At 39.5% G+C, this 19,153-nt stretch carries 25 protein-coding genes and 1 pseudogene; 7 read left to right on the plus strand and 19 right to left on the minus strand.

Annotated features, from left to right (window positions below; genetic code table 11):
- Positions 1 to 205: 205 nt before the first annotated feature.
- Entirely contained in the window at positions 206 to 2,329 is a 2,124-nt protein-coding gene (locus KYJ26_RS22255; protein ID WP_219170311.1) for a peptidoglycan D,D-transpeptidase FtsI family protein, read from the minus strand.
- A gap of 367 nt (positions 2,330 to 2,696) precedes the next feature.
- Here KYJ26_RS22255 and KYJ26_RS22260 point away from each other — a divergent pair, with 367 nt between their 5' ends.
- Positions 2,697 to 3,083 (plus strand): sporulation protein, encoded by a 387-nt coding sequence (locus KYJ26_RS22260; protein WP_219170106.1) that lies wholly within the window; start codon positions 2,697 to 2,699, stop codon positions 3,081 to 3,083.
- 58 nt (positions 3,084 to 3,141) lie between these two features.
- Here the strand turns inward: KYJ26_RS22260 and KYJ26_RS22265 are convergent, their stop codons facing one another.
- Genes KYJ26_RS22265 through KYJ26_RS22275 form a run of 3 tightly spaced genes read right to left on the minus strand, consistent with a single transcriptional unit; the run spans position 3,142 to position 4,820 of the window.
- A complete protein-coding gene (locus tag KYJ26_RS22265; protein ID WP_219170108.1) occupies positions 3,142 to 3,852 on the minus strand; it encodes a nucleotidyltransferase domain-containing protein in 711 nt (236 codons plus the stop codon).
- Complete coding sequence (locus KYJ26_RS22270; RefSeq protein ID WP_219170110.1) at positions 3,849 to 4,595, minus strand: HAD family hydrolase; 747 nt, start codon at positions 4,593 to 4,595, stop codon at positions 3,849 to 3,851. The genes KYJ26_RS22265 and KYJ26_RS22270 overlap by 4 nt, the downstream gene beginning before the upstream one ends.
- Before the next feature lie 54 nt (positions 4,596 to 4,649).
- Positions 4,650 to 4,820, minus strand: coding sequence for a tRNA U-34 5-methylaminomethyl-2-thiouridine biosynthesis protein (locus tag KYJ26_RS22275; protein WP_219170112.1), 171 nt, complete (start codon positions 4,818 to 4,820; stop codon positions 4,650 to 4,652).
- 201 nt (positions 4,821 to 5,021) lie between these two features.
- Between KYJ26_RS22275 and safA the strand changes: the two genes are divergently transcribed.
- Positions 5,022 to 5,651, plus strand: a complete 630-nt coding sequence (safA, locus tag KYJ26_RS22280) for a SafA/ExsA family spore coat assembly protein (protein ID WP_219170118.1) — start codon at positions 5,022 to 5,024, stop codon at positions 5,649 to 5,651.
- Between the two features lie 89 nt (positions 5,652 to 5,740).
- Here safA and KYJ26_RS22285 read toward each other — a convergent pair whose 3' ends face one another.
- The 3 genes from KYJ26_RS22285 to KYJ26_RS22295 form a co-directional block, all read right to left on the minus strand.
- The gene (locus KYJ26_RS22285) at positions 5,741 to 5,926 is read right to left on the minus strand and encodes a hypothetical protein (RefSeq protein ID WP_219170120.1); all 186 of its coding nucleotides are present in this window, start codon (positions 5,924 to 5,926) and stop codon (positions 5,741 to 5,743) included.
- A gap of 96 nt (positions 5,927 to 6,022) precedes the next feature.
- Positions 6,023 to 6,658: an FMN-dependent NADH-azoreductase gene (locus KYJ26_RS22290; RefSeq protein WP_206848884.1), complete on the minus strand. Its 636-nt coding sequence runs from the start codon at positions 6,656 to 6,658 to the stop codon at positions 6,023 to 6,025.
- A gap of 192 nt (positions 6,659 to 6,850) precedes the next feature.
- Positions 6,851 to 7,276 carry a DUF1801 domain-containing protein gene (locus tag KYJ26_RS22295; protein WP_219170123.1) on the minus strand — a complete coding sequence of 142 codons (426 nt, stop codon included), beginning with the start codon at positions 7,274 to 7,276 and terminating at the stop codon, positions 6,851 to 6,853.
- A gap of 339 nt (positions 7,277 to 7,615) precedes the next feature.
- On the opposite strand from KYJ26_RS22295, the gene KYJ26_RS22300 reads away from it, so the two are divergent.
- Entirely contained in the window at positions 7,616 to 7,753 is a 138-nt protein-coding gene (locus KYJ26_RS22300; protein WP_219170125.1) for an FbpB family small basic protein, read from the plus strand.
- On the plus strand, positions 7,753 to 8,139 hold the full coding sequence (locus KYJ26_RS22305; RefSeq protein ID WP_219170127.1) for a sporulation protein: 387 nt from the start codon (positions 7,753 to 7,755) through the stop codon (positions 8,137 to 8,139). Before KYJ26_RS22300 ends, KYJ26_RS22305 begins: the two co-directional genes overlap by 1 nt.
- A gap of 35 nt (positions 8,140 to 8,174) precedes the next feature.
- On the opposite strand, the gene KYJ26_RS22310 is transcribed toward KYJ26_RS22305, so the two are convergent.
- The 10 genes and pseudogenes from KYJ26_RS22310 to KYJ26_RS22350 all read right to left on the minus strand — a co-directional run bounded on the left by KYJ26_RS22310 (position 8,175) and on the right by KYJ26_RS22350 (position 14,884).
- Positions 8,175 to 8,312, minus strand: a complete 138-nt coding sequence (locus KYJ26_RS22310) for a hypothetical protein (RefSeq protein ID WP_219170128.1) — start codon at positions 8,310 to 8,312, stop codon at positions 8,175 to 8,177.
- A gap of 24 nt (positions 8,313 to 8,336) precedes the next feature.
- Positions 8,337 to 8,588, minus strand: a complete 252-nt coding sequence (locus tag KYJ26_RS22315; protein WP_219170129.1) for a hypothetical protein — start codon at positions 8,586 to 8,588, stop codon at positions 8,337 to 8,339.
- Between the two features lie 52 nt (positions 8,589 to 8,640).
- Positions 8,641 to 8,769, minus strand: a complete 129-nt coding sequence (locus KYJ26_RS24145) for a hypothetical protein (RefSeq protein ID WP_257475186.1) — start codon at positions 8,767 to 8,769, stop codon at positions 8,641 to 8,643.
- Positions 8,770 to 8,825: 56 nt separating this feature from the next.
- Positions 8,826 to 9,290: a GNAT family N-acetyltransferase gene (locus tag KYJ26_RS22320; RefSeq protein ID WP_219170130.1), complete on the minus strand. Its 465-nt coding sequence runs from the start codon at positions 9,288 to 9,290 to the stop codon at positions 8,826 to 8,828.
- Between the two features lie 22 nt (positions 9,291 to 9,312).
- Positions 9,313 to 10,142, minus strand: a pseudogene (locus KYJ26_RS22325) (alpha/beta fold hydrolase).
- Between the two features lie 53 nt (positions 10,143 to 10,195).
- A complete protein-coding gene (locus KYJ26_RS22330) occupies positions 10,196 to 10,390 on the minus strand; it encodes a hypothetical protein (protein WP_219170132.1) in 195 nt (64 codons plus the stop codon).
- Positions 10,391 to 10,639: 249 nt separating this feature from the next.
- Positions 10,640 to 11,509: a cation diffusion facilitator family transporter gene (locus KYJ26_RS22335; RefSeq protein WP_308807587.1), complete on the minus strand. Its 870-nt coding sequence runs from the start codon at positions 11,507 to 11,509 to the stop codon at positions 10,640 to 10,642.
- A 398-nt stretch (positions 11,510 to 11,907) separates the two neighbouring features.
- Positions 11,908 to 12,459 (minus strand): hypothetical protein, encoded by a 552-nt coding sequence (locus KYJ26_RS22340; protein ID WP_219170136.1) that lies wholly within the window; start codon positions 12,457 to 12,459, stop codon positions 11,908 to 11,910.
- 362 nt (positions 12,460 to 12,821) lie between these two features.
- A complete protein-coding gene (locus tag KYJ26_RS22345; protein WP_219170138.1) occupies positions 12,822 to 14,504 on the minus strand; it encodes an acyl-CoA dehydrogenase family protein in 1,683 nt (560 codons plus the stop codon).
- Positions 14,501 to 14,884: a MerR family transcriptional regulator gene (locus tag KYJ26_RS22350; protein ID WP_219170139.1), complete on the minus strand. Its 384-nt coding sequence runs from the start codon at positions 14,882 to 14,884 to the stop codon at positions 14,501 to 14,503. The genes KYJ26_RS22345 and KYJ26_RS22350 overlap by 4 nt, the downstream gene beginning before the upstream one ends.
- A 144-nt stretch (positions 14,885 to 15,028) precedes the next feature.
- Between KYJ26_RS22350 and KYJ26_RS22355 the strand changes: the two genes are divergently transcribed.
- Positions 15,029 to 15,985 (plus strand): nucleoside hydrolase, encoded by a 957-nt coding sequence (locus KYJ26_RS22355; RefSeq protein ID WP_257475187.1) that lies wholly within the window; start codon positions 15,029 to 15,031, stop codon positions 15,983 to 15,985.
- A gap of 140 nt (positions 15,986 to 16,125) precedes the next feature.
- Here KYJ26_RS22355 and KYJ26_RS22360 read toward each other — a convergent pair whose 3' ends face one another.
- Positions 16,126 to 16,677 (minus strand): 2'-5' RNA ligase family protein, encoded by a 552-nt coding sequence (locus KYJ26_RS22360; RefSeq protein ID WP_219170142.1) that lies wholly within the window; start codon positions 16,675 to 16,677, stop codon positions 16,126 to 16,128.
- A 239-nt stretch (positions 16,678 to 16,916) separates the two neighbouring features.
- On the opposite strand from KYJ26_RS22360, the gene guaC reads away from it, so the two are divergent.
- The gene (gene guaC / locus KYJ26_RS22365) at positions 16,917 to 17,900 is read left to right on the plus strand and encodes a GMP reductase (protein ID WP_219170143.1); all 984 of its coding nucleotides are present in this window, start codon (positions 16,917 to 16,919) and stop codon (positions 17,898 to 17,900) included.
- Positions 17,901 to 17,962: 62 nt separating this feature from the next.
- Here the strand turns inward: guaC and KYJ26_RS22370 are convergent, their stop codons facing one another.
- Positions 17,963 to 18,514 (minus strand): STM3941 family protein, encoded by a 552-nt coding sequence (locus KYJ26_RS22370; protein ID WP_219170144.1) that lies wholly within the window; start codon positions 18,512 to 18,514, stop codon positions 17,963 to 17,965.
- A 210-nt stretch (positions 18,515 to 18,724) separates the two neighbouring features.
- On the opposite strand from KYJ26_RS22370, the gene KYJ26_RS22375 reads away from it, so the two are divergent.
- A complete protein-coding gene (locus KYJ26_RS22375) occupies positions 18,725 to 19,051 on the plus strand; it encodes a hypothetical protein (RefSeq protein ID WP_219170146.1) in 327 nt (108 codons plus the stop codon).
- The last annotated feature ends 102 nt before the right edge of the window (positions 19,052 to 19,153 follow it).

The raw sequence follows: 19,153 nt of genomic DNA on the forward strand, positions 1-19,153 counted from the left end.
TTTGATGAGAATCATTTTCAATTACAAAGTTTAATTGAAAATGATTCTCATTGTCAATCTAAAATACGGAAATAAGGAAGAAAGTCCTTTAAAGGGTCATATGTTTACTGTGATTCTGCCCTTCATGTTATGATGATGAAATACTAATAAGAACCCCATGACAAAATAAAAGAGCAGCCCTTGGTTCAAAAGGGCTGCTCTTTCATTATTCCTCTGTCGTTTCTTGATCTTCAAGCTGATCTGCATTGCGCACTTTCTCTTCGGTTGAAGAGTTGAAGTATCCGTCTTTTTCGTATTGTTTTTTCAGTTCGAAGTATTTGTCCATCGCTCTTTTAGCGATTGTTTTATTAACGTAAGGATCTTTGTCTTGATGTGAATAAGGCAGGACTACTGAGAAAGCCACTTCTGGGTTGTCGTATGGTGCATAGCCGATTAAGGTTGTGTTGTAGGTATCGTATTGTCTTTTCTCCTCTGGACTATAGTAAAATGCTTCCGCAGTACCGGACTTAGCTGCTGCATCGTATGGTGCGTTTCTAAAATTATTTGCAGTACCTTGGCTCCCATGTGCAACCTTATAAAATCCTCTCTGCACTTGCTGAATTTGTCTTTCCGTTGCATCGATCCGATTTAAAACCTTAGCATCATTTTCGTAAATCAAAGGTCCAACTTTGTCCCTTTCCTGGCTTGGTTCCCTAATTTCCTTCATTAAATGAGGTTCCATTCTGAAACCTCCATTAGCGATTGTTGATGCATATTGTACAAGTTGCATGGGTGTATATAAATCATATTGGCCAATGGCAAAATCCATTAACTTACCTGGCTCTCTTTCTGTCCCTTTTAACCCTTCGACTTCACCAGGGAGATCAATGCCCGTCTTTACTCCAAGTCCAAACTGACTATAGTAATTTCGCATGGTATCAAAAGCTTTTGGATCCATATCAATTGGCTGATCCTTCCTGTATACACCTCCAGCGATTTTTATAGCTGTTTTAAACATGTATGCGTTCGAAGAAATTTCAAGGGCATCGATGTCATTTAAGTACATTGGCCCTCTAGAAAGGTTAAACCATGATCTTTTAACCGGAGTGCCCTTTATTGCGATCGCTTCATCATACAAAACATCCCCAACATTCAACGCTCCGGTCATATATCCCGTCAATACAGTAGCACCCTTTACAGCAGACCCTACCCCATATTCAGAAGTATACGTTCCTAAAGCATAGTCCTGTAATTCAGTCTTTCCATTCTCATCCTTACCGTATTTCTTTCCAACCATTGAAAGAATTTCACCTGTATGGGGATCCATCATAACGACAAATGCCCGATCAAGAAAAGGAGATTCCCAATATTGGGATGCTTGTTTACTGAGTTCTTCTTCAACAATTTTTTCCAGTTCTTTTTGCAACTTTAAGTCAATGGTCAAAACGACGTCTTTTCCGCTATGTCCCTCGCTTACGAGCTGAGTGTCCAGGACACTCCCGTTTTTCGTAATATATTCGATTTCTTCTTTTTGCCCTTTAAGGACATTTTCATACTCAGACTCAAAATAGCTCGTTCCTACCCGGTCATTCAAAGCATAGCCCTGAGCCTTATAAGCTGTTACGAGTTCGCTAGGCAGACCTTGTTGAGAGGTGGAAACCCTTCCCAGAATCGTTCGCAACGTACTGTCATTCACATACTTCCGTTCCCAATCGGTCGTAACGTTAACGCCGGGCATTTCCGACAAACGTTCACTCACCCTCGCCATCTCCTCCATAGATACATCCTTATTCTTAATGATTTGAGGACTGAGGGCATATCCCGTATTGAACTCACGGAAAATCGCCAATACTTCTTTTTCCTGATCAGAGAATGACTCAATATCCTTTTTCGTGATTCTCTCTAACTGCATTTCATAAATCTTTTTGTTTCTGTCATCCTCTGCAAGATCTTCATCATCTTCCAGCTTCTTTATTTCTTCTTTGGTAACCAGTTTTTCGGCTTCATCTGGATGTGTGAGGAGCCAGAAATCCTGGCGATCACGATCGGTGATTTTTTCTGTATCCATTTCAATCAGTTCAGCCAATTTCTCTGCTACCTTCAGCATATCTTTAGGTTTGGTCGTTTGTGTTCTTGTGTACGTAATGGCATTCAATGGAACGTTGTCGACGATGACATTTCGATATCGGTCGTAAATTTTCCCTCTCGGAGGTGTTCCATTATGGGATTTCACATTTTCGGTCCTTGCGACTTCTGCTTCATAATGGTTTCCCTGCACGATTTGCACAATCCCAAGACGAAGAATCAGAAGTGAAAATAGAAAAAAGACCGAAATAAACAGTAAATTCATTCTCAATGGGACATGGGTTTTTTTCTTTTTCTTCTTATCCTTCAATTTTAATAACCCCTTTTAAGCTCGTATTTTACCAAAATATGATAATGTTCTAGTCCTATTTTATAGAATTTTCGACTATTTTTCTACCTCTATATGGAACAAATTCCATTTAATTTACTACAGGTGTGTTGTAGTTAGATACAGGAATTGTGGAGTGAAGGCTAACAGAACGAAACGCGAAATATGTCGAAGGAGGAATATAGACAAATGGGGTTTCTTTCTTTTAGAATATAGTCGTAGATTAGGTGCAGATAATTGAAACCAAAGATCTCCATAATACGTAGAATTGGTAACTAGATGAATGAGAGGTTGAATGGCTGTTATGTTTAGTAAACTGATGTGCAGATTCGGTATCGGGGCAACAAAGATTGATTTAGTATTGAATAAAAAGGAGTTCCGGCCAGGTGATGTCATCAAGGGTGAATATGAACTTACCGGAGGAAGGGTCGAACAGAAATTAAAGAGGATCGAAACGGACCTCCTTCAGTATAATCACTCCATGGATCGTTCATCTGTTCTTCACCAAAATACCATATTAAGTTCATCCACCATGAAAGCAAACGAACAACGGTCCATTCACTTTTCGTGCAGACTTTCAGATACTTTCCCGCCGAGCAGTGAAACACTTTCCTATAAGTTTGTCACACGCCTGGTCTTCGATGATGGTGTGAACAGTGTGGATCATGATGAGTTTCAAATTTTGATATAATGATCGTGCAGAAAAAGCCCTTCAATTTCCAGAAGGGCTTTTTGATATTGAATCAAGTTTATTTCTTACCCATTGAAAATCCTTCAAACAATCTGCCACCATGGCCATCGAGTACGGTATCAACCAATTTCACAATGGCGTTCTTTTCGTCCTTTCGATAGAATTGCTCGAAAGCGTGTACATATTCGCTGGCGAATTGCATATCATATTCCTTCAATGCTCGGATGATCCATTTTGAAGATCCAACCCAATGACCATTCGTTCTTAGCACAAATTCATGAAGCAATTCGCCTATTGTATTGGCAATGCATAAACTTTCGCCCCGATTCGTTGATCCAATGAAGTCATCTAGAGCATCTGTTAGAAAATACCTCTTCCTTTCAATGGTTTCTAAAGACCAGCTTGGAGGTCCGTCCCTCAATAATGAGTTCGCCTCTTGTTTGAGTGCTGTGATGACAGGATGTTTGATGAGGGGAATGCCCTCTGCTACCATTCTTGGCAGTGATGGTCTGGCCCTCTCACAGTCAGATTGAAAATATTGACGGATGGTTTGCTGATTGTGTACGAAAACTTCTATCGGCCAACCGAATTCGATAAGGGATTCGCGGTATTCAGAGGGGATCTGTTCATGGATGACGACAATATCGAGATCTGATGTGGATGTCTCTTCTCCCCTTACAACACTCCCTGCGAGAATGGCGGCTTGACTCGTTGGGAAGTGTGATTCGATGAATTCCTTGGCTGCATCAATCGCTGTTGGTCTTTTCATCTTAGCCACTCTTTTCTGTAGATTAATTCTTCCATAGCCAGCAAATGTTTTACTGTATAAGACGGATATACACTTCCTGGACATTCATAGTCATGTTTATTAATCCAAATTGTATCCATTCCAATGGAATCTGCCCCGGAAATATCAGTGAAATAGTTGTCACCAATAAAAAGGGCCTTGCATGCTTCTACTCTAAACAGTTCCAGTGCATGTTCAAATATTTCTATTTGCGGCTTGGCGAAACCTATCCGCTCGGAAACAATGATCGCGGTGTCGGGGAAGATATCGTCTAAGCCAAGTCGCTTAACCTTTTCGTAAGCATTAAATACCGTCCCATTTGTGACGATCCCCACTTTTACATACTTTGATACATTAGAAAGGAAGCGGTAAATTCTGGTTTGAGGTTGTATCTGCTGTATATATGAAATCTGGAAAGTTTTAACCATCTGCTGAAGAAGTTCGGGTGTGCCGTCTATGTTTATATTGAAATCCCTCAAAGTATTTTCAAACCTCATGGAGGAGAATCTCTCAAAGCTAATTTCATTAGAGGCAAATTTGGGCCACAAATTATGATTGTGAGAAGTGAATATTCGCAAAAATTCAGCTGAATCAAGATTGGATATCAAGGGGAAATTGGCAATGGTATTTATAACTCCCCTTTCATAAGCTTCTGAATGATCGAATAACGTATCATCCAGATCAAATAAGAATACTTCATAGCCATTAAGCCATAGAGGTTTCATGAAAGTTCTCTTCCTTTATCCATTTATAGATATGTGATTTGAATGCTACAGTATTCATAGAGACTCTGTAATATCTTCTTTCTCCTTCCTCCGTCCTATGCTGTATCCAACAACGATACCCAGGATTAAGATAAAAAGATAATCTGTTTCAAAACCGTTCGTGAAGAAGCCGCTAATGCCCCAACCTAGAATGGCACCGAATGTCAATAATAAAATGGACTTCACATAACGCACTCCTTTCAAATCAGTCCAACTTTAGATTCTTATATTATACCAATTATGACTATAATTTGGATGAGTTCATGATAAAAAAGTAACCGTCTGACTAGCTAGAAATATTTACTATGTTCTGATTTAATGGGTTTTTTATACTGGTGGTAACAACTACCTGTTTAAAAGTTTACAGAATTATATTTCAATAGAACTATGAAAACTATTAAACTTTTATTTATCTCATTGTTGTCTGTCACTTTAGTCTTTGGTTTTGGTAATTCATCCAAGGTTTCCGCTGCAGGAACTTACCAGGTTACATATGGAGATACGATGTGGAAGATTGCCGTTAAGAATCAGGTGGGTGTTTCTGAATTAATCACAGCTAACCCCCAGATCAGTAATCCAAATATGATTTACCCTGGTCAAAGCTTGAATATTCCAGGTGTAAATTCCACTGCTCAAAACTATACATATGAAGTGGTGAAATTGGTCAATGTGGAACGTTCAAAAGTCGGTCTCCCTCCTCTAAAGGAAAACTGGGAGTTATCCAGGGTGGCGAGGTACAAATCTGAAGACATGATTAATAAGAACTACTTCAGTCACACTTCCCCGACGTACGGATCTCCATTCCAAATGATGAAAGATTTCGGCATTTCTTATCAAGCAGCAGGAGAAAACATCGCTGCCGGTCAGAGAACACCTGCAGAAGTTGTAGAGGCCTGGATGAATAGCGAAGGTCATAGAAAAAATATCCTTTCCCCGACATATACTGAAATCGGAGTTGGGTATGTGAAAGGTGGATCGTACGGTCATTATTGGACTCAAATGTTTATTAAAAGGTAAATATTCCAAAGAATAAAATCCTTTTACTTCATAAAATGACTCTGGTATCGAAACCAGGGTCATTTTTTTAATGAGAACTCTACATATGATTAATATATGGATTGGTCGATTTCAAGAATGATTGTAAAACTACCAGGATATGTAGGGATAACCTCTTGTACATAAACCGAATGAGTTCCCGTTTCTTCCCTTTTTCTTAAAACAATTCCTTGTAACAATTCCGACAGTGACTCTTCCTTACTAATGTTGATATCCATAAACACTTGATCTTTCACATACTCACCTCCCTTGTATGTTTACGGGTGAACGTCTGGTGAAGTTTCATTTTTTGAAAAATAAAAAAGAGAGCCAACACGCTGGCTCTCTTTCTATTAAAACGTTTGAGCTAAATCCTTTGCTCTTGCAATCGCATTTTCTTTGATTTCATCTGCTTTATCAGGCATTGCAGCATGTCCTTCAACGAACAATCCTTCAAATGAAGGGACGCCGTAAAATTGCATCATCACTTCAAGGTAGCGGTGGCCCATTTCCATCGCGGCAGCCGGTCCCTCTGAATAAATTCCTCCACGTGCTTGTATGTGTAGAGCCTTCTTGTCCGTCAGAAGCCCTACAGGACCCTGTTCTGTATATTTAAAGGCTTTGCCAGCAACGGATACAGAGTCAATATAAGCTTTCATTACAGGTGGGAATGAGAAATTCCAAAATGGTGTAACGAAGATATATTTGTCCGCCTCAACAAACTGATCGGACAATTCACCCAGTCTTCCCACTTTTGCTTGTTCTTCTTGTGACAGTTCTTCAAAACCATTACCTGATTGTAATTTACCCCATCCACTGAATACATCTGCATCGATATGTGGAATGTTCTCCTTATATAAGTCAACATTAACAATTTCATGCGTAGGGTTTGCTTCCTTATAAGAATCAATAAATGCCTTTCCTACAGCCATACTATAAGACTGTGTGTCATCGTGGGGATGAGCTGTAATATATAAAACCTTTGTCATGTAAATCGTCCCTTTCTAAATGTGAAATTCTACTACTCCAGTCTTTGATTGCCACCGTATATCTCGAAATGGAATAGTTTTAATTCAAGATTAATAATATAGGATATTATCGATTAATACAAATCTAAAGCTTACACTAATAAAAAATAAGGAATTAGTCTCATAAGATGGAGACTGATTCCTTATAAAATGCTAATGATTTTCGGTATAGATCGTTTGCAGGTAGGTTACTGATTGAAGGATCAATTGCTTTAAAACAGATTCATCTATATCTGCCATTTGGTTTATGTATACACAAGCTTTTCCCGATGTATGTTTTCCAAAAGTATCTAAAAGTTTTTCCCTATTCGGGTCACCAGTGGCAAAATAAAGGCTTATCTTCGCTTTACGGGGTGAAAACCCCACAAGTGGCGCATCCCCCTCGTGGCCGGTCTTATATTTGTAGTGATATGAACCGAATCCAATAATACTTGGTCCCCACATCTTCGCGTCGTATCCGGTGGTTTCACTAAAAATATCAAGAAGTCTATATGCGTCTTCCTTTTTTCTCGAATTGTCAATCCTCTCAATAAATTCAAGTACACTATTATCATTTTCTTTCGTTTTCAATTCATACATTTGAGCATCTCCTTTTCATTGACATCATTACTCACTACTTCGCTTTTTTCGTTGTGGATTCCTGCATGGGATATGACTTTTCTTAGTACACCATTTCCATTGACAACCAACATAGTATGAAGTATGATTGTCTCATAATTTAATATTCTCCTAAAGGGGAGTAGCTGTAACAATAAAGTCGTCATTACAGAGTGTACACTCTCGGCTTTATTGACAACAATGTTGTTAGCGAGACCTTTACCAGTTGGTGAAGGCTTATATATGTTCATTAAAGACCTTTACCGCAACCGGTAGAGGTCTTTTTCTTTATCACTTCACTTTGAAAGGAAGTAGTGGAACATGAAAAAATTAAAAACAAACCTCTCGCAACTAATAGAACAAAACAAAGAAGAAATTTTGAGCGATCAACAAGAATTAGATAAAATCGAGAAAAAAATAGACATGAAATATACTTCTACCAATAAGGAGAATGCCTAATGATTTTGCGGAAATACATGACCCTCTTCGGTATAGGTTCGGCTAAAATTGATTTGGTCTTACCCAAATCGTCATTTAAACAAGGAGAACTTTTGCATGGGTATTTCTTTTTAGAGGGCGGAATCATTGAACAAAAACTGAAGCGTGTAGAATGTGATTTGGTTATGATCGATAGAAATGGGAAGGAAGAAAAATGCATTGATTCGACTACTGTATTAAAATCGGACATCATTCGTGCGGAAGAACGAAATAAACTTTCCTTTACCTACCGTATACCCGGTAAACTCCCTTCTTTTGAATCAGGATCACGGTTTCTGTTCAAGACCAAGCTGACATTTGACCAGGGGGTTGAAAGCGTGGATGAGGATTACATCTCAATTGTATAAAGAAAAGGCTCGCAGACAGCTGCGAGCCTTTTCAGTCATGCATTTTTATTTTTCAGGTCCTCGAGTAGTGAAATGATTCTTTCATTCTGTTCAATCATCGTTTGGTTCTGTTTCCGGAACTTAGTAAAATCAAATGAAAAGATTAGAAGGAAAATAGCTAAAACAATACCCATTCATCTTTCCCCTCCTTTTTAATACTATATTTTTCTTTCAAAGTGTTCTTGTATCAAGACCTTAATGGATAATATACAAAATACAATGCCACTAACCAAAAATAACGCGACAAATAGATTATCAAAAAGTGATGGCATATCCGGTACCGTCGGCCATTCCCCTCCTCCCACTCTTTGTGCCGCCCAGAAGATGTAGGCGCTCATTCTTTCGAGCGTATAAAGTGTTCCGCTGACAATAAGAAAGGCAGAACCTATTATGAGAAGTGTACGGTCCATGTCAATGCTCCTTTTGTTTAAAATAAATTAATTACATCTCTAATGGCAACCACTACTTTCTTTTCCTTATTAATATGTAAAGGGATACGATGAATAGAATGAGAATGATGGTAAAGATTTCTGCATTCCCTATAAAGAAATAACTGTCTTCATAAGTGTATGTTCCCTTTTGATCTGTCATTAGAAATTCCTCCTTGCCGTAGAAGAAGGCACCTTACAATCGGGTGTCTTTTTCTCTTAGAGCAGTTTGGACATTAGCACATTCGTTACTTCATATCCTGAATTTTGGTACAAGGAACGGGCTATGTTGTTGTGGCCGAATACGTGAAGAGAAATTTTTGAAAGTCCCATTTCCCGTGCAAACGAATCAAGTGCCAATAAGGCTGCCTTCCCGTATCCTAATCCTCTTTTGCTTTCAAGGACTTTTATGTCATAGATGAAAATTTCTTTTTGTTCTTCTTTCACATGAACCCATAAGGTCCCTACTTTATCCTGGTTCTCTTCATGATATAATGTGAATAAGTGGTGATTGATCGTTTGAAGTCCATCCGGTAATAATGTATTGAACTCCTCTTCTGCTTGTGACAAAGCAGATTCTTCTTTAAAATTGCCTGCTTTGGTTTTTTCTTCTGCATATTCCTTTATGGAATCCTTTCTCCAATCACCGTATTCGGTTTCTGTCATAGGTCTTAATTGAATCATTTTTTGTGTTCCTCCTCTGTCTTTATTTCCACCGTATGTTTATCTCATTTACTACAACATCCGGCCGGTCCCAATGAAGAAGGTGAGTCGTTCCTGGAATACATTTTACTTCCCCGTGGGTCTTTTCCTTGAAAATGGCAGCCGTTTTTATCCGTTTTGCTTCCATGCTTTGTGGGAGAGTCGCCCTTAATAACAAAACAGGAGCTTTTACTTTGTGGTAAATTTCCTCTGCCTCATCCTTATGCATGGCACGAATAAAATGAGCGGCTGTTTCCCCGCGGGCATGCCAATAATATCTTTGATTTTGATAAAGGCAAAGATCCTTTGCTGCTTCGAGTTTCTTAGAAGACCAGTGTAATGTTTCGCTCTGGACGAGTGCGAGAAAGTCTTCCCATGATTCCCAGACCTGTTCAAAGTCTTGTTCATAATAAGCAACTTCATCCTCAACCGTCTGTTCCGAATGACGTTTACCTTGATAGCCTCCATCAATCAAGATGCAATCCTTAACCTTCTCGGGATATTTGGCAGCATAAAAGAGAGCTGCGAAGCTACCCCATGAATGTGATAAGAAATAAAAAGAGTTTAATTGAAGTAAATTCACTACCTCTTCCAGCCAATAGCGATGTTCTCCATTTCATAATGTTGAGCATGGGCAAACGGGTAGGTCTTTCCATGACCCGGTGCATCAATGGAAATAATCCTGAACTCTTCCCGTAAATCATATGCGATGTCAATAAAGCTGAGTCCTGTACTTCCCAAGCCGTGAAGACAGAAAATAATGGGTTTATCCGGATTTCCCCATTCAGTTACGTGTATGTATTGATCTCGATTAAGAATAAAATATCGTTTAATGGTGTTCATCTCCTATGTATACTGACTTTCAATGAAGAATTAGGAGGGACGGCTCATTCCCCTCCACCACCACCGCAATCTCCTCCATCAAATCCACTGTCGCAGCCTGCTTGATCTTGGTTTCCATCATAGGAGCCAACGTAACCCCCATCTCCATTTCGATAGTCCCGTTTTGAAGAGCTTGATAGATTAAGAGCCATAATGGTTATAATAATCGGCACTAACAATATGATTATCAATCCTGTCATGTTCATCACCTCTTACTAATCTTTACGTATAATGGAAGGATTGGTTTCAATTATTCTTCTAGTTTACCATTATCATCCAAGCTATTCACCCATTGCATGAAGGTTTTTTATATAGACCCACCCGTAAATTCACCATTTTAGAATGGGTTTCTTTCAAAAAAAAAGGACCCGAATTTGGGTCCTTCTTTAAGGAGAGTAGCAATTAACTCAATGTTTTGATGAAACCATGAATCATGAATTGTGTTAACATTAATTCGGTTCGACATGAACATGGACGTCATAGACTTCGTGCTTATCCTTCAACTCACCCTCAACCTCACTCGATATATCATGTGCCTCTTTAATATCCAGAGTAGATCTAACCAGGATCACCACATCTACAACCGTATTATTCCCGTAATTTCTTGCCCGTATATCTTTTACGCCTTTCACCCCAGGGAGATCGAGGACCGTTTTCTCATAAGATTGTATAAGCTCTTCATCGAACCCGTCCGTTAGGTAATGAGAGGCTTCCATAAAAATGTTCCAAGCGGTTTTACAGATCAGAAGGCCGACAATGACTGCTGTAAGAGGGTCTAACCAAGGAAAAGAGAATTGAGATCCAAGAATGCCGATAACGGCACCAATGCTCACCCATGCATCTGAAAGGTTATCTTTAGCTGCAGCCATAAGGGATTGACTATTGATTTTCTGTGCTAATTTTTTGTTGTACCTATATACAAGGTACATGACTATCGCTGCACCTATGCCGGTCCAAGCGGAAAGTAGGTCCGGGGATTGCGTCTTTCCATCAAAAACAGACTGTATGGCATTGTACAATACCTGGATACCTACGACCATCATGATAAACGAAGCTATCAAAGAAGCCACGCTCTCCGCTTTCCAATGACCGTATGGATGATCATGATCTGCGGGCTTCCTCGAATATCTAAGGCCAATCAGTACGGCAACGGAAGCAACGATATCTGTCGCATTGTTCAGACCATCTGCTCTCAAAGCTTCAGAGCCGGCAGATGTGCCGATAAAAAATTTCATAATAGCTAATATAATATAAGCAATGATACTAATGATTGCCCCACGCTCACCCAGCTTTAACTGATCATATTTTTCTTGATTCACCATTCATATCCTCCACACCTTTTATGTACTTGAATATCATAGCAACCCATCCCAATGTGGGTCTATAGCAACCTTCTTTAGTGAAGCAATCTTAATAAGCAGCAGTTAACAATGTTTCCTGGAGCAAACTTTTATGAAGGCATAAAAAATAGGACTGTTTAGTCAGTCCTTTGAGAATATTGATACTATCACGATTTTTGACTCATTTAGCCTATGTGTAAAGCAAGCCTGGATCAAATACATTTGATCCAGGCTTGCTTTACACATAGGCTACTTTTCAGCTTAGCTGAAAAGCGGGAGAAACCGGGGTTTCTCCCGAATGAGTCAAAAATCTGGGTGTAGCCTCTAATTGGAAATCTAAATCAAGTCTTTTTTAGAATGCTAACCGTTTTCCCCTATCAATCTACAATATCGGCTGCAAAGCTTGGCTTAGTCAAACCAGCTTCTTCGTAAACAGCGGCCATTTTCTCTTCAAATGACGCAAATTGTTCATCCGACTCTGCGTATTCAGCGTTTGCTTCGTCTGAAAGGTTGGCAGCTCTAGTTTCATATGATTTTGCAAGGTCATCAAGTGCACCTTGTATCTCTTCTTTCTTGGCATCGAGAGCAGCCGGTACTTCAAGTGCATGCACATCTTCTGCTACTTTTTTAGCCGCTGCCTCGGCATCGGTCTTCATCTTTGCAATCTCTTCAGCACTTGGCTTTTCTTCCTCTTTTGCCTTGGCTGTTTCAAATGCGTAGATAGCAGAGTCAGTTGCATTCACTGTATCGATGATTTCCATTTGATAGTCTAATAGAGCGGTTTTCATATCCATCTCATCCGACTTTGCTGATTCCTCTGTTGCTTCAGGTTCTGTTTCTTTTTCTTCTGTACTACCTTCATCGCTACTGCACGCAGCGATAAATAAACTTATAGATAGCAAGAAAAAGGGTAACATCAATTTTTTCATCTACAATTCCTCCCCATTCATTCGTTCCTACAATTACATATATTACCTTATTCTCTTTTATTTGTAAACAAATGGATATCGTTTTGTCTTAATTGTAAATTTTCCCCGAAGCAAACAATAGAAATTCCCGTGCAATGACCGTCTAAAAGGTATTCACTATCATATATGTATGGAATTCAGTATTTTGGTAACGATGGATAATAACATATTGCATAATAGGAGGTGTATCTCTTGGTGACGAAAGAATGTCCTTGTGAACGCTGTACGTGCAAGACGAAAAAAGAATGTGATTGTCCATGCTGCTGTGAAAAATAAAAAGAAATCCCTGGACTTAAATGAATACCGGGGATTTCTTTTTTTATTTATACCTTTACTTTCACCCCGACGATTTCGTCGAAGTATTGTACAGATTTCATTTCTTCATCCATCCATTCTGTTTGTTTCCATGTTTGCTCGATAAAGACTTCAGCAATCATACGTTTTCTCTCTGTACCAAAGGTATGGGCATCTTTAAGTGCGATTACACTTTCGAAAATACGTACCATAAGCTCTGCGATTCTCTTTGCATGATACGTTTGTGTATCGTGATGGGCCGTCTCAACCACCGTCAATAGTTGTTCCAGTTTCGCGATTCCTTTGGTTAAGGGAACAGCGAATGAGGTGAATTCTTCTGGCATAAGAGATAGCTCTTCTTTCATTTCGGCTAGAAAGTATTCATGAGCACGATATTTATTCATTAACCTTAGAACTTCAAGCCCTAAGATATTTGCTGTACCTTCCCACACAGTCAATACCTGGGCATCCCTGAGTAAACGTGGAAGAACGAAGTCCTCGATGTAGCCATTTCCCCCGTGCATTTCGATCGCTTCGTGAGAGAAATGAATGGCCTGTTCTGCTGACTCTTTTTTCAGAATGGCTATAAGCAGGCGGTTTAGTACGGATTCTTCTTCTGTGGAAGGAATATCATCGGATACGACACGATTGAACAAATCTACGAGATGAAATACCGCACTTGTTTCCACTTCCTGTTTGGCAGCGAGGCGGGTCAAGGTTTCTTTTACCATTGGATACTGAGATAACGGGTGCCCGAATGCTTCACGGTAGAAAGCATAATTTCGCGCTTCAAGGTAGGCTCTTCTCATGATGCCGATGGAGGCAATGGCATTACAAACCCGTGATAAATTCAATGCTTCCATCATATAGTAGATACCCCGGTCCGGTTCACCGACTAGATAAGCTTCAGCTCCCTTGAATTCTACTTCTGCAGATGGAACAGCCCGTACACCCAATTTATCTTTTAACCTGCGAATGTGGATGCCGTTAAGCGAACCGTCATCGTTTCTCCATGGAACAGCGAATAAGCTCAGACCCTTTGATCCGCTGCCTGACCCTTCTATACGGGCCAATACCATCGTCACCCCACACATACCTGCATTCGAGGCGAAATATTTTTCACCCCATAGGCGATAGTTGGTTCCATGTGGGATGGCTTTTGTATCGTTAGCGCCAACATCAGAGCCTCCCTGCCTTTCAGTTAAGAAGGTCGCCCCCTCATATAATTCGATCTCTCCAGTTGATAGGATATGAGGAAGGAACCTTTCTTTCAGCTCACGAGAAGCATATTTTTCAAGAAGGAGGGCTGTCGCCATGGAAAGAGTGACAGGACAATAGAAACCTGGCTCTGTTTGAGATAACAAATATCCCTGAGCATAGGAAAATACATAATTTCCTTTACGTCCAAGCTCAGGAATGTTTTTATGAATATAGCCGACAATCCCTTTATTGTAGGTCTGTTCAACTGTTTTCTTGTAACCTTCATTCACCCAAACTTCAGAAATTTCTTCCCCTAACCGGTTGTACTTAATGAGCTTGGGCTGGCCTTCACGATCCGTGTGGACGGCTCGCTCATCGATTTCACCGGCACAAAGTTTACCGAATTCGTTTAGTGATCGATCAGCCCAGGCGAAAAAATCTTTGTCCAAGTAGCATCGGAGTATTTCTTTTAGATGTGGATCTTCCGTATAAAAATTTTCGATTCTTTTCATTCTATCTCTCCTGAATATTGTAATTTTTTAATGAATTCGTCCCTAAGGGTTTCCATTTCAAATTTCATATCCTCCAGTTCCTGAATGAAATGGGTCACCTCCTTTATTCGCATGTTTCCATACTGTATTGTTCGTTCCAGTTGCTTTCTTCCACTTCGATCCTGATCAAATAGTTGAATCATTTCTCTAATTTCCTCTAAAGTAAAGCCGAAGCGTTTTCCCCTGAAGATTAATTTTAACCTGGTAACGTCTCGTTTTGAGTACAGGCGTCTACCTGAATCACTCCTGTCTGGATGCAATAATTCAAGTTCTTCATAATAACGGATAGTTCGCGTGGTTACATTGAAATCCTTCGCTAACTGCGAAATGCTGTAGTTCATTTGAATCAAGCCTTTTTGTGAAAATTTTGATATTTATATTTTAACATTGACGTTGACGTAAAGTTCAACTGCTTTCTAAAAAAGTTTATTCATAAACAGAACACCCTTTTCCATATACTAGTGAAAAATACGGCGGTGAGAGTCTTGGTTAAGGTATTGTTATTTGCCGATATTGGAATTGATGATACAATTGCGCTCATCTTTTCTTATCTCAGTGAAGATATTGATCTGGTTGGTATTGTGGCGGATTATGGAAATGTACCGAGAGCACGTGCTGTTACGAGCGCTCATTATTTGATGGAATCATTGAATCTTAAAGATCAAATTCCAATTATAGGGGGAGCCGAGGTTCCTATGACAGCTGAGCAGCCAAAATACTTTCCCGAAATACATGGTGAATATGGACTGGGTCCTATCAAACCTTTAGCATATGAAGGAGAAATCGAAAACTTTTTTGAGATTACCAGATTAATTGAGAAATATGGTAATGAACTTATCATTGTGAATGTGGGAAGACTTACTTCGCTTGCCAACATGTTCATCCTTTATCAAAGTCTTATGAATAAAATAAAGAAGATTTATATTATGGGCGGGGCATTCTGGGTACCAGGAAACGTGACGGCGGTGTCAGAAGCGAATTTTCACTCTGATCCGATTGCAGTAAAAATCGTGACGACATATGCAAAGAATCTTACCATCATCCCGCTGAATGTTACTGATCATGCTATTGTGACACCCGATATGGTGAATTACATCCATCATAAAGGACGTACCCAATTGGTCAAGCCCCTGTTAGATTATTATTATGCGTTTTATAAAAATAGGAATCCGTCTATAAAAGGGAGTCCGGTCCACGATGCGATAACCATCATGGCAACAATATGCGAGGATATGTTTTCATTTCGAGAACTGCCTGTTCATATCGTCACCTCGAGCACAGGTATCCATCGGGGACAGAGCATAGCCGATATCAGGCCATATATTCAGTTCGAAGAAAAAGCAAATAAGCACCGAATCGCCTTTTCCTTTGATTATGGATTGTTCTTCAAGAGGTTTATGACGGTGATGACTGGAGAATCGTTCGAGGAAAATAATAAATAATATCAGTTCAGCTCTGACCCTTCCTTTAATGTGGACGTTGCAAGAGTCTTCCCGTCAATGATTAATGATTAAATATGTCTCTACACCAAAACACCAATTGGCGTAAAGGAACATGCTTTGGGTGTTTCTGAATTTAAGATTTATCTTTTTAAAGATTGTGAAAATACAATAGGTGCATCCACACAATCCTTGGAATCGTCAACTAATTCAATTAGAGCTATATCGGTAATCTCTGCCTCAATCTTGTATCCACGCTCTAAGCAATGTTGGAATCCATCCGCTAATTTCTCCGGGCTAAGCTTATTTGCCAATGTGCAATGAGGTATCCAATTACCAGGAAGATAGAGTGGATTTGCAGACTCATTGAAGGTTTGAAAGTGATCGTGATGATAAGTGTGAAAATCCAGGAGTTCCCTCGTAACAGTCGGAGAAAGAAAAAGGGTGCCGAAATTTAGAAATGAACCTACTGTATTAAACACAACCTTAAGTGCTCGATCATCTTGATAAAACATTTTTAACGATTTTATATATTCTTCTTTATTTAGATCGGTATAACTACCAATTGTAAGATGAGGGCGGGCATCGTTGATTTCTTCTTCATAATAAGAAATATCCTTAGCCCTGAGTTCTTTCCAAATTTCCCTGATCCGCTCTTCCGTTGCGTCATCGAATAAAGCAATTACCCAATACATAGTAAACCACCTTTCATAATATACGTATTTATTCATCTGCCACTTCCTTACACTGTAACACAGTCTCATACTTGATTGACTTGATGTAAACGCTTAATGATCTTAAGCATGAATATTTTTATCCTCTGAAGAGATTTATTAAAAACCTTTGACATCGATAAGAATATGATGTAAATTACCTTATGGACGAACATTTATAAAATAAACAAACTTTAATATTCGTGTTTAGGGGTGTAATAATGGAAAATGTATTTGATTACGAAGATATTCAATTAATTCCTGCGAAGTGTGTGGTTAACAGCCGTTCTGAATGTGATACGAGTGTAACCCTTGGTGGACACACGTTTAAATTGCCTGTAGTCCCTGCTAATATGCAAACCATTATTGATGAAAAAATCGCAGTCTACTTGGCTGAAAATAATTATTTCTATATCATGCATCGTTTTGAACCGGAGAAACGTATATCATTTATTAAGGATATGAAGTCCCGTGGGTTGATTTCTTCTATTTCTGTAGGTGTAAAGGAAGATGAATATGCCTTCGTTGAGCAGCTGGCGGAAGAAAAACTGATTCCGGATTACATCACGATCGATATCGCCCATGGACATTCCAATGCTGTCATCAGCATGATCCAGCATATCAAAAAACACGTACCCGATAGCTTTGTTATTGCCGGAAACGTCGGTACACCTGAGGCAGTAAGAGAATTGGAACATGCAGGTGCCGATGCTACCAAGGTTGGAATCGGACCGGGTAAAGTGTGCATTACAAAGATCAAAACAGGCTTTGGTACAGGTGGATGGCAGCTGGCTGCATTGAGATGGTGTGCTAAAGCAGCTACTAAACCAATCATTGCTGATGGTGGTATCCGTACCCATGGTGACGTTGCAAAATCCATCCGATTTGGAGCGACCATGGTGATGATCGGATCCTTATTTGCCGGCCATGAAGAATCTCCAGGTGAAACCATTGAAAAAGACGGAAAACTCTTCAAAGAATACTTCGGATCAGCTTCAGAATTTCAAAAAGGTGAAAAGAAGAATGTTGAAGGAAAGAAAATGTATGTTGAGCATAAAGGATCTTTAGAGCATACCCTTATCGAAATGGAACAGGATCTACAATCCTCAATTTCCTATGCAGGAGGAACGAAGCTTGAGTCAATCCGTACAGTGGATTATGTTGTCGTCAAGAATTCGATCTTTAACGGTGATAAGGTATACTAAAGGAGAAAGGTTGAAAGGTGGGCATTGATTGCTCACCTTTTTTCATTTTATATTTTTTATGATCATGAGTTTGTAGCAGATACACCTTCATCAGTAACCATTTTTGAGTGAGGGATACGCTTATTCAATTCTCCAAGCAAACCTTTTGGATCTTTAAGATTGCCCTGAACAATATTATATTGGGGGTACCCCATTTTCACATTCATCTTAGACATTCGTTTCAGCTTATCGGGCATTTTATCCCGGTACTTCTCTTCATCAATCAGAACGAGGCCAATAAAAGCATTACGGTAAATTTTATAAGGTATATAGCCCTCTATATCTTCCCACTTGATATGAACTGGTTCGTCCGGCAGTACATACAAAATGAGATGATCCTGCGTCATGCTGACATGAGGAGCATCGTGTGAGATCTTCTTAAAGATCAGAATACTACAAAAGAGAAAAAACACCCCTCCCAACACAACGACTGCCCCTATCAGATAATTGACATCTACAAAGAAAAACTCATACGATAAAAACACACACAAGAAAACAAACATAATGCTGCCTGCCGCTATCAATCCCAACTTCCACTTGGATTCATGAAAATGAACAACCTTCTCTTCCATCATTAATCCCCCTTCCATAAATATACATATTCAATCCTTTATACCCCCATTTCCAATCAGTAAACCCCTCCCACCTGGAGGGACGGACCTCCAATAGGATAAATCTAGGGAAATTCGCTTCTCTTACGGAGGTCCGTCCCTCAGAATTTTTATAGACAACGGGTGAAATATGGCTATAATTAAATTTGATATTATCATGGGAGGTGAAGGTCTATGGCGAGATTTGTGTTGATGATGCTGTTCTGTTTGACGTTTGTATCGAATCCGGTTCAACAGCAATCACATCAATCTTTCTCAACCAATTTTGATAAAGAGGCAACTATTTCAGCTCATCTGTATTTGACAGACGCCTCGATGATTGTCGATGCGGTGCCTTCCCTTGTTCACAAACAAGAGGGTATCCCCCAAAGTAAAATCACCCTTCCCCCTGACTTGCATTTTGAGTTGAAGCCATTCCGGCGAACTTCAATTTGTCTTGAGATTTATCCGGATTCATTTGGCTTCCTTGAAGTGGTCAGGACCCATTCCAATTACCTCTGAACCTTACATTCATAAATCATTCTTGAAGATCACTTTTTTCAGTGGGAAAAAAGTTTATTTGTCTTGCATCTATCCATAGTGGAGGCTACTCAATATGAAAGA

The sequence above is a fragment of the Rossellomorea orangium genome, from assembly GCF_019334305.1.
Classification (GTDB): domain Bacteria; phylum Bacillota; class Bacilli; order Bacillales; family Bacillaceae_B; genus Rossellomorea.

What these genes read in the sequence shown, in the direction of transcription:
- KYJ26_RS22255 (WP_219170311.1), bottom strand. Translation starts at nt 2,329, where the DNA reads ATGAATTTACTGTTTATTTCGGTCTTTTTTCTATTTTCACTTCTGATT.
- KYJ26_RS22260 (WP_219170106.1), top strand. Translation starts at nt 2,697, where the DNA reads ATGTTTAGTAAACTGATGTGCAGATTCGGTATCGGGGCAACAAAGATT.
- KYJ26_RS22265 (WP_219170108.1), bottom strand. Translation starts at nt 3,852, where the DNA reads ATGAAAAGACCAACAGCGATTGATGCAGCCAAGGAATTCATCGAATCA.
- KYJ26_RS22270 (WP_219170110.1), bottom strand. Translation starts at nt 4,595, where the DNA reads ATGAAACCTCTATGGCTTAATGGCTATGAAGTATTCTTATTTGATCTG.
- safA (WP_219170118.1), top strand. Translation starts at nt 5,022, where the DNA reads ATGAAAACTATTAAACTTTTATTTATCTCATTGTTGTCTGTCACTTTA.
- KYJ26_RS22290 (WP_206848884.1), bottom strand. Translation starts at nt 6,658, where the DNA reads ATGACAAAGGTTTTATATATTACAGCTCATCCCCACGATGACACACAG.
- KYJ26_RS22295 (WP_219170123.1), bottom strand. Translation starts at nt 7,276, where the DNA reads ATGTATGAATTGAAAACGAAAGAAAATGATAATAGTGTACTTGAATTT.
- KYJ26_RS22300 (WP_219170125.1), top strand. Translation starts at nt 7,616, where the DNA reads ATGAAAAAATTAAAAACAAACCTCTCGCAACTAATAGAACAAAACAAA.
- KYJ26_RS22305 (WP_219170127.1), top strand. Translation starts at nt 7,753, where the DNA reads ATGATTTTGCGGAAATACATGACCCTCTTCGGTATAGGTTCGGCTAAA.
- KYJ26_RS22310 (WP_219170128.1), bottom strand. Translation starts at nt 8,312, where the DNA reads ATGGGTATTGTTTTAGCTATTTTCCTTCTAATCTTTTCATTTGATTTT.
- KYJ26_RS22315 (WP_219170129.1), bottom strand. Translation starts at nt 8,588, where the DNA reads ATGGACCGTACACTTCTCATAATAGGTTCTGCCTTTCTTATTGTCAGC.
- KYJ26_RS24145 (WP_257475186.1), bottom strand. Translation starts at nt 8,769, where the DNA reads ATGACAGATCAAAAGGGAACATACACTTATGAAGACAGTTATTTCTTT.
- KYJ26_RS22320 (WP_219170130.1), bottom strand. Translation starts at nt 9,290, where the DNA reads ATGATTCAATTAAGACCTATGACAGAAACCGAATACGGTGATTGGAGA.
- KYJ26_RS22330 (WP_219170132.1), bottom strand. Translation starts at nt 10,390, where the DNA reads ATGACAGGATTGATAATCATATTGTTAGTGCCGATTATTATAACCATT.
- KYJ26_RS22340 (WP_219170136.1), bottom strand. Translation starts at nt 12,459, where the DNA reads ATGAAAAAATTGATGTTACCCTTTTTCTTGCTATCTATAAGTTTATTT.
- KYJ26_RS22345 (WP_219170138.1), bottom strand. Translation starts at nt 14,504, where the DNA reads ATGAAAAGAATCGAAAATTTTTATACGGAAGATCCACATCTAAAAGAA.
- KYJ26_RS22350 (WP_219170139.1), bottom strand. Translation starts at nt 14,884, where the DNA reads ATGAACTACAGCATTTCGCAGTTAGCGAAGGATTTCAATGTAACCACG.
- KYJ26_RS22360 (WP_219170142.1), bottom strand. Translation starts at nt 16,677, where the DNA reads ATGTATTGGGTAATTGCTTTATTCGATGACGCAACGGAAGAGCGGATC.
- guaC (WP_219170143.1), top strand. Translation starts at nt 16,917, where the DNA reads ATGGAAAATGTATTTGATTACGAAGATATTCAATTAATTCCTGCGAAG.
- KYJ26_RS22370 (WP_219170144.1), bottom strand. Translation starts at nt 18,514, where the DNA reads ATGATGGAAGAGAAGGTTGTTCATTTTCATGAATCCAAGTGGAAGTTG.
- KYJ26_RS22375 (WP_219170146.1), top strand. Translation starts at nt 18,725, where the DNA reads ATGGCGAGATTTGTGTTGATGATGCTGTTCTGTTTGACGTTTGTATCG.